This window comes from Companilactobacillus futsaii JCM 17355 (genome assembly GCF_001435505.1).
Taxonomy (GTDB): Bacteria; Bacillota; Bacilli; order Lactobacillales; family Lactobacillaceae; genus Companilactobacillus; species Companilactobacillus futsaii.
Window position 1 is genome coordinate 1 of record NZ_AZDO01000138.1, and the last position, 13,832, is coordinate 13,832.

Sequence of the window (13,832 nt, forward strand, 5' to 3'; positions counted from 1 at the left end):
AATCTTAACTTTTCTTTATTTTTCCAAAGTGGCTAACTTGTTCTTGCAATTTGCGAGTAAGAAAAAATTGGAAAGACAAGGAATTTTAAATTCGGGTAAATTATAATTTGTAAAATAATACCGACTTATCTGAAGTAAATAGGTCTTTATGTTTAAAATATGGAGGAAGGATGCCAAATATAGGCCACAATTTGATTCAAAAATGTCTAGCAAGGTTTTCATCAGTTTTTATTGGTATAAAACAGAATTAACAGACTATATTTGTTAAATTTTTAGATTGTGTTCCGTCATCAAACATCAAATCCGTTAAAAAACTAAGAAGAGAAAACTCAAAAAAATTGCAGTCAAAAGATATACGATTAAATACAAAGTTGGTGAATTCCGGTGCTGATCTAATCCACGTTATTCCGGTGCTGATCTAATCCACGTTATAGGAAACGACGAATCAGATATAACTCGTAATAAAGAAGAACAAACTTATCAATGGAACATTTTTGTACGAGATTTCATGAATGATGAACTTTCAAAAAATATAAAGATCCAATGAAAGTTGCAGCAATTCTTTGAAAATTAGTGAGAAACTCTGATCAAGAAAAGAAATACAGTCATGAATTAATGATCAAAAATAATAAATTGATTGAAATGTATTTAAAATAGCAAATCTTCATTATATATGTGAAAGTGCACATATATTTTAAAAAACCTCGGGTTAGAAGTAAAAAATCAACTAATTTAGAATAAATCTTGTTCCGCCATGTAGTTTTGGTAGCAATTTAATAATTGGTCTTTAAATGAATCTAATCTAGATAAACAATCAAATATTTCAATCCGTAGCAAAGTCTGTAGACTCATCACGGATTTTGCTTTTTGTTTTGTTACGAAGAAATAAACTAAGAACCAATGTATTCTAAAAAGAATTACAAGTATCAAATTTAGAATCATAATTGGACAATCTAAACCAAAAAATAGAGCAGACCAAAAAATACCAAAATCCAGTAGTTAAATCTGATTTTGGTATTTAAGGTTACATAATATATATTATAAGAAGTTATGTATTTGAAGAAAAAGAACCTCTAAATTAAAGATCTGTAGAAGATTCTAAATTCTTCAGATATTCAAGTGCATCAGATTTGTAATTATGTTTTTCAATTTGTTCATTCAAAGCATCATTATTGTGTGTGAAAGTTATTCCTTCAGTAAATAGTCGTTGATACAATTCACGAAATGGTAAATCATTTGTTTCAGCGATTTTTAATTCATCATCGATTGAGTATGCGACTTTTCTGAAGTTTACGTCGACAAGTCCTTGGTCAAGAGTTAAAACTGCGTATTGAGCGCGTCTGTCAGCACGGAATTTTTTCCAAGCAGTGTATGGTTGACCAATTGAACCAGGATTGATAGCTAATTGATCTTTACTACTAGTTCTTAGTAGTTGATGATGTATATGAGCATAAATTGCTAAGTCATAAGGCTTATCAAATAATAAATTATCAAAGTTTGCTTGATCCTCATACGGCAGCAATTCATGTCCGTAGTTTTTCTTTGGATGATTATGTGTTAAGAGAATGTTTAAATCCTCATAGTGAATATTTTTTGAAATAGGCCATTGCTGAACTTGTTGAATATATTTTGGATCAAGGTGACTCTTTATATATTTGATTAATTCAATCATATAGGTAGTTTGGGGCTCATTGATGTACTGATGGCTGATACTCAAAATATTCTCAAATAGAAAATCGTCCCAATTGCCACGAATAAATTGGGTAGTATTGATCTGATTGAGAAGTTCTAGAATAGATTCAGCACCAGGCCCTGGCATGAGTAGGTCACCTAAAAACCAATATTCATCCACCCTTTGCTTTTCTGCATCTTTAATGACTTGCTGAAAGGCGGTCAGATTGCCGTGAATGTCAGAAATAATTGCTACTTTTTTCATTGTTTGCCCCCTTCTTTAGTCCCTATTCTTTGATTTTAACGCATTTTGTGCTATAATTTTTTGTTTTTTTATTTTTTGAAATATGTTTTCGTAAAACATATTATTTAAATGATTATTACACTTCAAATAAGTATTACATTCTGATTGTTTTATTGAGTTTCTTGTCACTTTAATTGAACAGTTCATCATTAAATAACCATAGAATGCGTCTCTCAGGTCTCATTTAATCTTTCTCTAGCCCCTTTTTAACCTCAATTATGGTTTTATCCATATTCTCTCTTTTTCAAATTCCTATTATATCAAGCTTTATCGCCTTTTTTCCTTTTTTGTCTTTATTTTTAGAGTTTTCGTAAAACATTTATTATTATCTGCCCTATATTGACAAAAAAATAGATCATTTTTAAATGACCTATTAACTACGTTTCTGAAGTTTGATACTCTTTAATTTCATTTAAGAAGCTTTCACCATATTGTTCCAGTTTTACTTTACCCACTCCACTGACGTTGAGGAAATCGGCTTCGGTGACTGGATTTTTCACGCACATATCTTTCAAAGTCTTATCCGAGAAAATCATAAATGGTGGCAAAGCTTGCTTTCTCGCCCATTTTGTTCTCAAAGCACGTAATTTTTCGAATAGATTCATATCGAAGCTGCCATCAGCGACAATAGTTCTACTTTTAGTAACGTTTTCTGGCTTGTATTTCGGAAGATCTTGACGTCTAGCAACATTAATTTTTCCTTTTAAGACACTAACGCCCTTTTTGGACAATTTCAAGGTTGGATATTTACCACCTGACCCAGTCAAATAACCATTAGCTGCCAAAAATTCAATAAAACGGCTCGTTTCTTTTAAGGTCCTATCTGAAAAAATACCAAAAGTCGACAGTTCTTCAAAATGGTGCCAATCGTTTGCTACGTCATCTTTGCCAACTAAAACTCTAGTAATCATCTTTTTACCGAAGTTTTGACCCATTCTAACGACACAACTCAAAGCTTTTTGAGCATCAGCTGTTACATCTATAACTTCACGATCATCTAAACAATTAGAACAACGACCACAGACTTGAGTATTCGTTTCTCCGAAGTAATCCAAAATAAATTTCATCAGACACGTCTGCGTTTCAGCATAACGACTCATTTCAAATAGCTTCTTACGTAAGCTCAGCTTGTATTGATCATCACCTAAGGATTTATTAATGAAGAATTGATGCAAACGTAAATCTGCTGGGGTATACAATAAAATTGCTTCAGCAGGCAAGCCATCACGTCCTGCACGACCAACTTCTTGATAGTAATTTTCAATTGTACCAGGCACCGTAAAATGCAGCACATAGCGCACGTTAGTCTTATTGATACCCATTCCAAACGCATTTGTCGCTACAATTACGTTGATTCGATCAAATAGAAAATCTTCTTGTTGATTGTGGCGTTCAGAATCACTTAAGCCAGCGTGATAACGCCCGACTGAAACGTCATTTTCCTTCAAAAAATTATATATTTTATCAACATCTTCTCGGCGACCAGCATAAATGATACCTGATTCATCCGGATGAGATTTGACATAATTCAATACATAATCAATTTTATCTACACCACGTTCTATTTTTAAGGCTAAATTATCACGATCAAAACCAGTTTTAATGATATTTTCATCAGGAACATCCAAAATTCTAGCTAAATCGGCCTGAACTTCTTCTGTAGCCGTGGCTGTCAAAGCTAACCAAGCACAATCACTCGATAAGTCTTTTAATGGTTGGATCATCTCTAAATAACTACTACGAAAATCATGTCCCCAAGATGATAAAACGTGTGCTTCGTCAATCGCAATTAAAGAGATATCTAAGCTAGAGAGCCAACTGTAAAATTCATCATCGACGATTTTTTCTGGAGCAACAAATAGCAATTTTACCGCACCACTTTCAATGTAGCGCATTCTTTCTTCGCGGTCGTGCCATTCAACAGTACTGTTTAGATAAGTCGCTGGAATACCATCTTCGTTCAAACTATCAACTTGGTCTTTCATCAACGAAATCAATGGCGATACGACTAAAGTCAGTCCCGACATTATGGTAGCTGGTAATTGATAACAAATTGATTTACCACCACCTGTCGGCATGATACCCATAGCTTTTTTACCATCTAAAACCATTTGTATCAATTCTTTTTGACCCGGACGAAATGTATCATAACCAAATTCTTCTTTTAAGGTAGCTTCTAATTTCAAAGTAAAAAACTCCTATTTATCAAAAAATATATAGTTAAAGCATAGCATAAATGTAAAACTATTTTTCGATAGCCCTTAAAATGCTGACCTCGATTTGTTCCAAACCAGTTTGAATTGTTGCTTCATCTGCAGTAGAAATTCGTTGCGTTTGAATGAAATAAAAAATAATTTGACTAACAACTAGTCTTAAAAAACCCAATTCATCCAAATCATCCCTCAACTCATTAGTTGCTTGAAGTGGCAACCAAATATTTTGTTCAAAAATATCTTTTACTTCAGCAATCTTTTGTAAAACTTTATTTTTGATTTGCTGATTAATCAACAACTGTGAAATCAAAATCATCACCGCATCTTTATTTTGTACCAGAAAATGATATCGATCCGAAACGATAAAATGAATCATACTAGCTAAATTTTGGTCTTGTTGCGACAATTTCTGTGCAAATTCTTTACCATAAGTCGGTAGTAAATGATCAATCAAAGGCTCCAAAATAACGAGTAACAAGTCTTCTTTAGATTTGTAATACTTAAAAATAGTTGCTTGACTCATCCCTGAAGCCTCAGCAATCTGTGAAGTAGAAGTCCCATCATAGCCTTGTTTAGAAAACAGCTCAATTGCGGCTTTTAAAACTTGTTTCTTTCCAAACGGCATGTCACTAGTCATTAACCAGTCGTTTAAGTCTTCAAATGCTTGTTCCATTTTGTTACACCTTTCTATATTTTTTCAATCCTTGAATGTTTAAAAACGTCAATACTACTAAGAACAACAATAAAACCCCAATTTCAGGCAAAATTTTACCAGAGCCATCACCAGACATGACTACACCACTCAAGGCATCTCCGGCGTATTTTAATGGCAAGATATAAGATATTGCTTGTACGCCTTTAGCCATCGTATCCAAAGGTATGATCCCCGAGAAAAATATTTGAGGCACGATGATCAAAGGTATGAATTGCATCATCTGAAATTCAGATTTAGCAAACGTCGACATTAAGATTCCAAACGCCAACGCAACTAATGCTAAAACGAAGTTAATTAAAATTACGTAAAAAATACTGCCAGCCACTTCAACTTTTAACATCCAAACGGTAAACAAGACAACTAATAACGTCTGTAAGATCGCTAAGACGCCATAACTGAGCATATACCCAAAAACTATCTCTGATCGTCTTACTGGTGTTGCTAAAAGTCGATTCAGTGTTCCCGAAGTACGTTCATTCAATAATGCCATCCCGGAAATCAAGAAAACAAAGAAGAAAACAAAAAATCCCATTAAGATAGGTACTATTTTATCAAAGAAATTAGTATCAGCGTTGCCATAGTGATATTTTTGATGAATTTTAGGTTGAACGATTCGTTGTCCTAGAGGTTGTAAATTCTTTTGCATCTGTTGTAGCGAATTAAGTAAAATCGACATTTTTAACGATGATTTAGTCGCCTTAGTCTTACTAGCATCGATGTTACTGTAATTTACGTAAAGATCGTTATCAACAGAATGAATAACAGCATCTACTTTTTTATCTGACATCGCCTGTGTAGCCTTTGAGACATTGTCATACTTTAAAACAGTTAAATGACTAGTTTTATCTAATTGCGTGACTAAACTATTGCTGACGTTTACTGTAGCAACTTTCACGTCAGTTGTAGCGTTGACTGAAAAGACTAGTTTCATTAAAAATAAAATCAAGATTGGTGCCAAAAACATTAACATTAAAGTTCTCTTATCTCGCAATAATTCTTTAGTAACACGTTTAGCGATTGCTATAGTTCGCATTGTCCAATTCCTCCGCTTTCAAAAATACTTCTTCGATCGAATCAACTTGGTAAGCTTTCTCTAAACTCACTGGATCATCATAAGCGATGATTTGACCATCAAGTAATAAAGCTACATCATCGCACAATTGAGCTTCGTCCATGACATGAGTCGTTACTAGAATAGTCTTTCCTTGGTCACGAAGACTTTTCAACTCTGCCCAGATCTTTTTTCTTAAGGCCGGATCGACCCCGACTGTCGGTTCATCTAAAATCAAAATATCATTATTGCCCAACATCGCAATTGCTAAAGAAAGCCGACGTTTCATCCCTCCAGAATATCCACTGACACGCTTGTCTAAATCTTTAGTTAAATCTACAACTGAAGCGACGTGTTGAATAGATTGCTTGGAATGTTTTAAGGTCTTCATATCTGCATAAAACTGCAAATTCTCCTGACCAGTTAATTGTTCATATAAGGCATCTGATTGAGCCATATAGCCAATCTTTCCCAATAATTTACGATCAGGCATCTGGGCATCAAAAATTGTCGTAGAACCACTATCAGCTACTTCCATACCTAGAATTATCTTAATGATGGTTGACTTTCCTGCACCAGATGGACCGATCAAACCAATGATCCTCTTTTGTGGTATTTGAAAATCAATTTGTTTTAAAACCACTTGTTGTCCAAATTTTTTGACGATTCCTTGCATTGAAATAACCTTATCGACCATAAATTTCCCTCCATTTTTAGTAAGTGAGCGATTACTCACTATGCTTTTCCCCATAGTATAGTACTAACCAAAATAAAAAGCCATCCCTATTTGAGATGACCCTCTAACTTCAAAAGTTTCCTCTTCATTTCAACACCACCACGGTATTGACCAACTTTTCCAGCCTTTGTTACTACCCGATGACACGGAACAACCATTAAAACAGGATTCTTGCCAATTGCACTACCGACGGCTCGAACAGCTTTTGGCTCATGAATCTCTTCAGCAATCTGCGTATAGCTCTTAGTTTGTCCATAGGGAATTTGTCGCAAAGCCTGCCAGACCTTCTTTTGAAACGCCGTTCCAGAAATATCTAATTCCAAATCAAATGTTTTGATCTTACCTGACAAATAATCTTCTAGTTCATTTCTAGACGTTCTTAATTTTGACTCATCATCTATTAAACTTGCATCAGGATAAAATTTGCTTAATTCTGATAAATCATCACTTGAACCAACAAATGCTAAACCAGTCGATGTAGCCGCCAATAAATAAGGCTGTTTTAAAATCGTAAATTGATGATAATACAATTTTTTCATGTCCATCCCCCCCTTTGGCTAAAATATTACTCCAATCGTTTCAATTAATCATTTTGTATTTTTATTACATTTTTTTAGATATTTAAAGAAACATATTGTAATTTTGTTACATAAGTTATATGATGTTTCTTGTAAGTTAAGCGTTTACATTTTTTTAAAAAGGAGGATCAACAATTGCTCGGGTTTTCGTATTACCTCGACCATGCCTTGAATGAAGATGATAAACAATATCTTCAAAGTATGCAGCAACACAATTTTACTGAAATATTTACTTCGCTTCACATCCCTGAAGGTGAACCATCTCAATATGCTACTCGACTTCAAGAATTGCTCGAATTCACTAGTGATTTGTCACTACATGTCTTCGTAGATATTGACAAAAATTCACTCAAGAACTTGCCACGTGGTTTAACTGGTTTTTCATTGCGACTTGATGATGGCTTTACTAATCAAGAAATTGCTCAGTTATCCCAAGACGGTCCAATCGCTTTAAATGCTAGTACTTTAAGTGAACAAGACATTACCGAATTAAAGGATTTCAAAGCTGACTTCAATAATTTAGAAGCTTGGCACAATTTTTATCCCCGTCCTGAAACGGGCTTAGATAAGGACTGGTTTATTCAAAAGAATAATTGGTTGAAACAATTAGGCTTGACCACTCAGGCATTTATTCCTGGCAATAAGACTTTGCGTGGACCTATTTACTCTGGGTTACCAACTCTAGAGCATCAGCGTCATCAAGATTTGTTAGCTTCGGCATTAGAACTAACAAAATACGGTGTCGACAAAATCTTTATCGGTGACCCTAGATTGGATCCAACCTATCAAACTAAATTCAATGACTACTTTGCTAAAGGCATTTTAGACCTTTGCTTAAAAGCTAGTCCAAATTTTCCACCATATTTAGTCAACAAAGTCTTGCATAATCGTCCTGACCCTGCCGCTCAAGTTGTCAGAATTGTCGAGAGCCGTGGGATGAATGCTTTAAATGAACAAACGATACAACCACTCGAAAACATCCCTCGAAATGTCGGTTCAATTACGATCGACAATAAAAAATACGGACGCTATATGGGTGAAGTCCAAATTATCAAAACTGACTTACCAATGGATGAAAAGGTCAACGTCATTGGTCATTTAGATCAAACATCGATCCAACTCTTAGCTTATATTAGTGCCAATACCGCTTTTAAAATCAACTACAAGGAGTGAAACTATGGATTTAACAAAATTAAGTACTGAAACACGTAATCAAAAAAGTATGGAACTGGATATGATGTCAGTCGCTGAGATCTTAAAACTAATGAATTCAGAAGATCAGACCGTTCCACTTGCTATTCAAAAACAACTACCTCAAATCGAGAATGCTGTTGAAACTATTATCCAACAATTCAAAAAAGGTGGCCGTTTGATCTACTTAGGTGCTGGTACCAGTGGTCGTTTAGGGGTTTTGGACGCCGCAGAATGTGTGCCTACCTTTGGAACTGATCCAACACTAGTTCAAGGATTGATTGCCGGCGGTCAAAGTGCCATGACAGTTGCCGTTGAAGGCGCTGAAGATTCATTAAGTTTAGCAAAAGAAGATTTAAAAAAGCTCGACTTAAACGAAAATGATGCTGTCGTTGGTTTAGCGGCTAGTGGTCGCACACCTTATGTCATCGGGGCTTTAAAATACGCTAAGAATGTTAATGCAGCAACTATCAGTATCGCCTGCAACAAAAATGCTGAAATTTCAAAATTTGCTGATTATCCAATCGAAGTCGTCACTGGTCCGGAGGTTTTGACTGGCTCCACTCGTCTAAAAGCTGGAACTGCTCAAAAACTAGTCTTAAATATGATCTCTACTACTTCGATGATCAAACTCGGCAAAGCTTACCAAAATTTAATGATCGACGTTAAACCTACTAATGATAAATTAGTTGAACGTGCTAAAAGAATCATCATGCAAGCAACTGATTGCGATTATCAAACAGCTGAAGATACGCTACAAGCTGCGGACCAAGATGTCAAAGTTTCTATTATCATGATTTTAACTGGTAGTGATAAACAAAATGCTATCAACAATCTCAAACAAAACGATGGCTTTGTCAGAAAAGCTATGAAGGAGGATTAAACCATGGCTGAGAAAAAAGAAGAACGCTTAGCTCGTGAAATATACAGTGCTGTCGGGGGACCTAGCAATGTAGAAAAATTGATTCATTGTATGACTAGGGTCAGAATGACGATCCGTGATTATGACAAGGTCGACATGGAAAAATTAAAGGCAATCGATGGAGTTTTAGGTGTCGTTCAAGAAGATACTTTACAAGTCGTTGTTGGACCCGGATTAGTTAACAAAGTAGCCCAAGTAATGATTGACCAAGTTGGTGTCAAATTAGGCGAACCCTTCCCTAAAGATTTAGCTGACGATGACCAACCTCAACTATCCGAACATCAAAAGGCTAAAGCTGAAGTTACTCAAAGAGCTGCTGAATTTAAGGCTGAACAAAAAAAGAAGATCAAACCTTCTAAAACTAAAGCCGTTTTAAAATCAATTTCTAATATCTTCGTACCTTTGATCCCTGTTTTCGTCGGTGCCGGTTTAATTGGTGGTATCGCCGCTGTCTTGTCTAACATGTTAGTTGCTGGTGACATCAGTAAGAGTTGGACAGAATTTATTACAGTTTTAAATGTTATTAAAAATGGTGTTTTCGCTTATTTAGCTATTTATGTTGGTATCAATTCTGCCCAAGAATTTGGAGCAACTCCTGGTCTTGGTGGTGTCATTGGTGCCGTAACCTTACTTTCTGGAGTCGATCCTAAAGTACCTCTGCAAAACATTTTTAATGGATCCGCTCTTTCAGCAGGTCAAGGTGGTATCATCGGGGGTATCTTTGCCGTTTGGATCCTTTCACTTATTGAAAAACAACTTCACAAAATCATCCCTGATTCAATCGATATCATCGTTACACCTACGTTGACCCTTCTAGCAGTCGGTATCTTCACGATCTTTATCGTCATGCCTATTGCTGGTGTTATCTCTGATTCATTAGTTGGTTCCATCATGTGGGTCCTAAAAGTCGGTGGTGCCTTCTCTGGATTTATCTTAGGACTATTCTTCCTGCCTATGGTAATGCTAGGTCTACACCAAATCTTAACGCCTATTCATATTGAAATGATCGACCAAACTGGTTCTACTTTATTACTACCTATCCTTGCTATGGCCGGTGCTGGACAAGTTGGTGCTGCTTTAGCTCTTTGGGTTCGTTGCAAGAAAAACAAGAAATTGACTAATATGATCAAAGGTGCTCTACCAGTTGGTTTCCTAGGAATTGGTGAACCACTTATCTACGGTGTTACTTTGCCTCTTGGTCGTCCATTTATCACTGCTTGTATCGGTGGTGGTATTGGTGGTGCCGTTGTTGGAGCTTTTGGAAATGTCGGCTCAATCGCAATTGGACCTTCTGGTGTCGCTTTGATCCCATTGATCAATAATGGACACGTTTTGGGTTACGTCTTAGGACTTCTAGCTGCCTACGTTGGGGGCTTCATCGCTACTTACTTCTTTGGCGTTCCAAATGATGCCAAGAAAGCTACTGAATTGGACTAATTAAATGGAAAGCTTAATCTTTTCTATTAAACAAAAATTACCCGAATTAACGAAGACGGAACAAAAAATAGCTCACTACGTTATTGACAACCCTACGAAAGTAATTTCAATGAGCGTTCAAGAATTAGTCAGTGCAATCCCAACGAGCTCCGCTTCAATCGTCAGATTTGCGAAAATTTTTTGTCCAGATGGTTTTGCTGATTTCAAATTAAGACTATCAGCCGAAAGTGAATTGAATCAAAAAATTTACGAAGAATTAAATCCAAAAGATTCCATTGATGACTTAAAAGATAAATTATCCTTTCGAATCAATCAAACTTTAATCAGGACTAACAGTATCCTAAGCGACGAGTCCTTATCTGACGCATTAAGAATTTTGAAACAAAAAACAACTATTATTAGTTTTGGAATTGGTGCATCTCATTTAGTAGCCGAGGACTTCCAACAAAAATTTTTCCGCATTGGTAAAACTGTGATCACTAATAACGATGTTCATGTTATATCAACAATTTTACTAGCTAAAAAGCAACAAGCGGCAGTCCTGATCGTCTCTAACTCTGGTGAGACTAAGGAGGCAATCAATTTAGCACGTCTTGCAAAACAAAATAAAATCCCTATAATTGTATTAACGCATAAAAATGAAAGCGTTTTAGCAAAAATGTCAGATGTAGTTTTGATTCACGATGACAGTACTGAAAATAGTTCTTTACGAAGTGCCGCAACCACCTCTTTGATTGCCCAATTCTATGCAATTGACTTGTTGTATTACAGTTACTTCAAATTAGACTTTTCTAAGCACGTCAAAGAGATCATCTCTTCACAAAAATTTATTGCTAAGAATTTCAAGGAGGAAGATTAAACATGGGGTTATTTTCTAGAAAAAAGATCGATGAATTCGTTTCACCTGCTAATGGTGAACTGATCCACTTGGACAAGGTCAACGATCCAGTCTTTTCACAAAAGCTAATGGGTGACGGCTTTGCAGTTAAACCAAGTGACAACGAAATCGTCGCTCCCATCGGTGGTGTAATTGGGACAGTTTTCCCTACTAAACACGCCTTGATGATCACTTCTAAAAATGGGCTAGAAATTATGCTACATTTGGGTATCGACACGGTCGAACTAAACGGACAACCTTTTGAAATGTTCGTTAAGGAAAACGATACCGTTAAAGCTGGTCAAAAATTAGCTACTATGGATTTGCAAAAAGTTAAAGATAGTGGCAAAGATACTCCTATTATGACAATCATCACTAATTCAGATGCTGTCAAAAACATTGGGGATTTTGAAGATAAATCAGTCTCTGCTGGTGATAAAGCTTTAGACATTGCAGTCAATTAATATTAAAAAAAGTCAGGTTAAAAGCCTGGCTTTTTTGTTCCAATGATTAACTAACTGTATAATATACAAAAGGAGGTTTTCTAATGGTTAAAATTCCTTACTTGACTGGTTTTGAAGCTTATTTAAAAACTAGAAAAATTTCAGATAAAGCTCATACCGAATATATTAATTCGCTGACTGATTTTTTTAATTATACGATTCAGCACAATCCTGACTATAAAATCACCGAAGACATCAAAGATGTTCATGAGATGGATGTTAGACTTTTTAAGAATTTTATGTTGGAAGATCTCAAGCTCAGTGCTAGCACGATCAACAAAGTTATTAGTAATCTGAATGTTTACTTTAAATACCTCTTCAGCGTTAAAAAAACGCCTGAAATTCCAACTTTGAATATTAATAGTGTCGCTGTACCCAAACAGAGTGATTTCCCTGTAGAAGTCTTTTTAAAGCTCCCCTATTACTTACAAGCTGACTTAAGTGTTTACACGAGACTCTTGATCTTGATCGTCGCTAAAGGGTTTAATTATAAAGAAGCCATGCAAGCTGGTTTTTATCAAAAGTTTGACCAGCTGGATTTTGATGAAGATGAAACTAAATTCTTAAATTTATATCACAATTACATTGAACCTTACAAAACTTATTGGAACAACGACAACCTCTTCTTAAGTCGTAATCGTGGCGCCATTAGTCCTTTGTTGACGGTCCCTGCGATTCATCGAGATTTAAAGCGTGACAGTGAGACCACTAAGTTGGATCTCTCACCCAAAAAACTCTATACGACTTTCATTCTCCTAGCTTTGAGTACTAAAAATTTAAGCAAGGATCAACAAAGAGCTTTGGATGCTTTAGACACTCCTTCTTTGATGTATTACCGCCGTTTAAAACGCGAGACAAATTTTGATATTTAGAAAGTGTGAAAGTATGAAAAATATTGCTGTATATTGTGGCGCCGCTACAGGAAATGATCAGGTTTACAAAAAAGGTGCAAAAAAGCTCGGCCAGTGGATCGTGAAAAATAATTACGGATTAACATACGGTGGTGGCAAATTCGGCCTAATGGGTGTGATTGCTGACTCAGTCTTAGAAAATGGTGGCTTTGTTCACGGAATTATCACTCAAGAACTATTCGACCGCAAATTATCGCATGAGCAGCTTTCCAAATTAGACATCGTCAATGACATTTCTGTTAGAAAACAAGCCATGCTCAAAGATTCTGTTGCTAATATCGCCTTACCCGGAGGCCCTGGAACCTTAGAGGAGATTGCTGAAGCCTTCTCATGGACCATTTTAGGCGACAGTAAGAACCCTTGTATCTTTTACAATATCGATCACTACTATGATCCACTGGAAAAATTCTTCGACTCAATGACAAAACAAGGCTTCATGGAACCAGCTACACGAAAAACTTTGCTCTTCAGCGATTCGTTAACTGAAATAAAACAATTTATAGATTCTTATAATCCACCAGCATTAAGAAAATATAAAAATTAAGATGAGCATTTCATTTAACTACTAAACAAAAAGGAGCTATATTTTAGTTGTCAGATAGGAAATGATATCTGACGAATATACTCCTTAGATATACATTACAAAATATGGTTTTCTCATTAATACTATATGGCAGATTGCAAGAAATAACCGAACATTTTTTAAAACTTAATATTTTCCAT

The 13,832-nt window shown here is 35.6% G+C and carries 13 protein-coding genes; 7 read left to right on the forward strand and 6 right to left on the reverse strand.

All coding sequences use genetic code 11. The features are described 5' to 3' along the window. Positions 1–1,078: 1,078 nt before the first annotated feature. The 6 genes from FC88_RS10480 to FC88_RS10505 all read right to left on the reverse strand — a co-directional run bounded on the left by FC88_RS10480 (position 1,079) and on the right by FC88_RS10505 (position 7,229). Positions 1,079–1,936 (reverse strand): metallophosphoesterase family protein, encoded by an 858-nt coding sequence (locus FC88_RS10480; protein ID WP_057815393.1) that lies wholly within the window; start codon positions 1,934–1,936, stop codon positions 1,079–1,081. A gap of 416 nt (positions 1,937–2,352) precedes the next feature. Next, positions 2,353–4,161 carry a DNA helicase RecQ gene (gene recQ, locus FC88_RS10485; protein WP_057815395.1) on the reverse strand — a complete coding sequence of 603 codons (1,809 nt, stop codon included), beginning with the start codon at positions 4,159–4,161 and terminating at the stop codon, positions 2,353–2,355. A 58-nt stretch (positions 4,162–4,219) separates the two neighbouring features. Further along, positions 4,220–4,861: a TetR/AcrR family transcriptional regulator gene (locus FC88_RS10490; RefSeq protein ID WP_057815396.1), complete on the reverse strand. Its 642-nt coding sequence runs from the start codon at positions 4,859–4,861 to the stop codon at positions 4,220–4,222. 4 nt (positions 4,862–4,865) lie between these two features. After that, positions 4,866–5,936 (reverse strand): ABC transporter permease, encoded by a 1,071-nt coding sequence (locus tag FC88_RS10495; RefSeq protein WP_057815399.1) that lies wholly within the window; start codon positions 5,934–5,936, stop codon positions 4,866–4,868. Beyond that, positions 5,914–6,651 carry an ABC transporter ATP-binding protein gene (locus FC88_RS10500; protein WP_057815401.1) on the reverse strand — a complete coding sequence of 246 codons (738 nt, stop codon included), beginning with the start codon at positions 6,649–6,651 and terminating at the stop codon, positions 5,914–5,916. Before FC88_RS10500 ends, FC88_RS10495 begins: the two co-directional genes overlap by 23 nt. 86 nt (positions 6,652–6,737) lie before the next feature. Next, on the reverse strand, positions 6,738–7,229 hold the full coding sequence (locus tag FC88_RS10505; RefSeq protein ID WP_057815403.1) for a methylated-DNA--[protein]-cysteine S-methyltransferase: 492 nt from the start codon (positions 7,227–7,229) through the stop codon (positions 6,738–6,740). A gap of 174 nt (positions 7,230–7,403) precedes the next feature. Here FC88_RS10505 and FC88_RS10510 point away from each other — a divergent pair, with 174 nt between their 5' ends. The 7 genes from FC88_RS10510 to FC88_RS10540 all read left to right on the forward strand — a co-directional run bounded on the left by FC88_RS10510 (position 7,404) and on the right by FC88_RS10540 (position 13,653). Then, entirely contained in the window at positions 7,404–8,441 is a 1,038-nt protein-coding gene (locus FC88_RS10510; protein ID WP_057815405.1) for a MupG family TIM beta-alpha barrel fold protein, read from the forward strand. A gap of 4 nt (positions 8,442–8,445) precedes the next feature. Then, on the forward strand, positions 8,446–9,342 hold the full coding sequence (gene murQ / locus FC88_RS10515; protein WP_057815408.1) for an N-acetylmuramic acid 6-phosphate etherase: 897 nt from the start codon (positions 8,446–8,448) through the stop codon (positions 9,340–9,342). A gap of 3 nt (positions 9,343–9,345) precedes the next feature. After that, on the forward strand, positions 9,346–10,818 hold the full coding sequence (locus tag FC88_RS10520; RefSeq protein WP_057815410.1) for a PTS transporter subunit EIIC: 1,473 nt from the start codon (positions 9,346–9,348) through the stop codon (positions 10,816–10,818). A 4-nt stretch (positions 10,819–10,822) separates the two neighbouring features. Then, positions 10,823–11,677: a MurR/RpiR family transcriptional regulator gene (locus tag FC88_RS10525; RefSeq protein ID WP_057815412.1), complete on the forward strand. Its 855-nt coding sequence runs from the start codon at positions 10,823–10,825 to the stop codon at positions 11,675–11,677. A 2-nt stretch (positions 11,678–11,679) separates the two neighbouring features. Then, a complete protein-coding gene (locus FC88_RS10530; protein ID WP_057815414.1) occupies positions 11,680–12,159 on the forward strand; it encodes a PTS sugar transporter subunit IIA in 480 nt (159 codons plus the stop codon). Positions 12,160–12,242: 83 nt separating this feature from the next. Then, positions 12,243–13,070 carry a phage integrase N-terminal SAM-like domain-containing protein gene (locus tag FC88_RS10535; RefSeq protein WP_057815417.1) on the forward strand — a complete coding sequence of 276 codons (828 nt, stop codon included), beginning with the start codon at positions 12,243–12,245 and terminating at the stop codon, positions 13,068–13,070. Between the two features lie 13 nt (positions 13,071–13,083). After that, positions 13,084–13,653 carry an LOG family protein gene (locus FC88_RS10540; RefSeq protein WP_057815419.1) on the forward strand — a complete coding sequence of 190 codons (570 nt, stop codon included), beginning with the start codon at positions 13,084–13,086 and terminating at the stop codon, positions 13,651–13,653. Positions 13,654–13,832 lie beyond the last annotated feature (179 nt).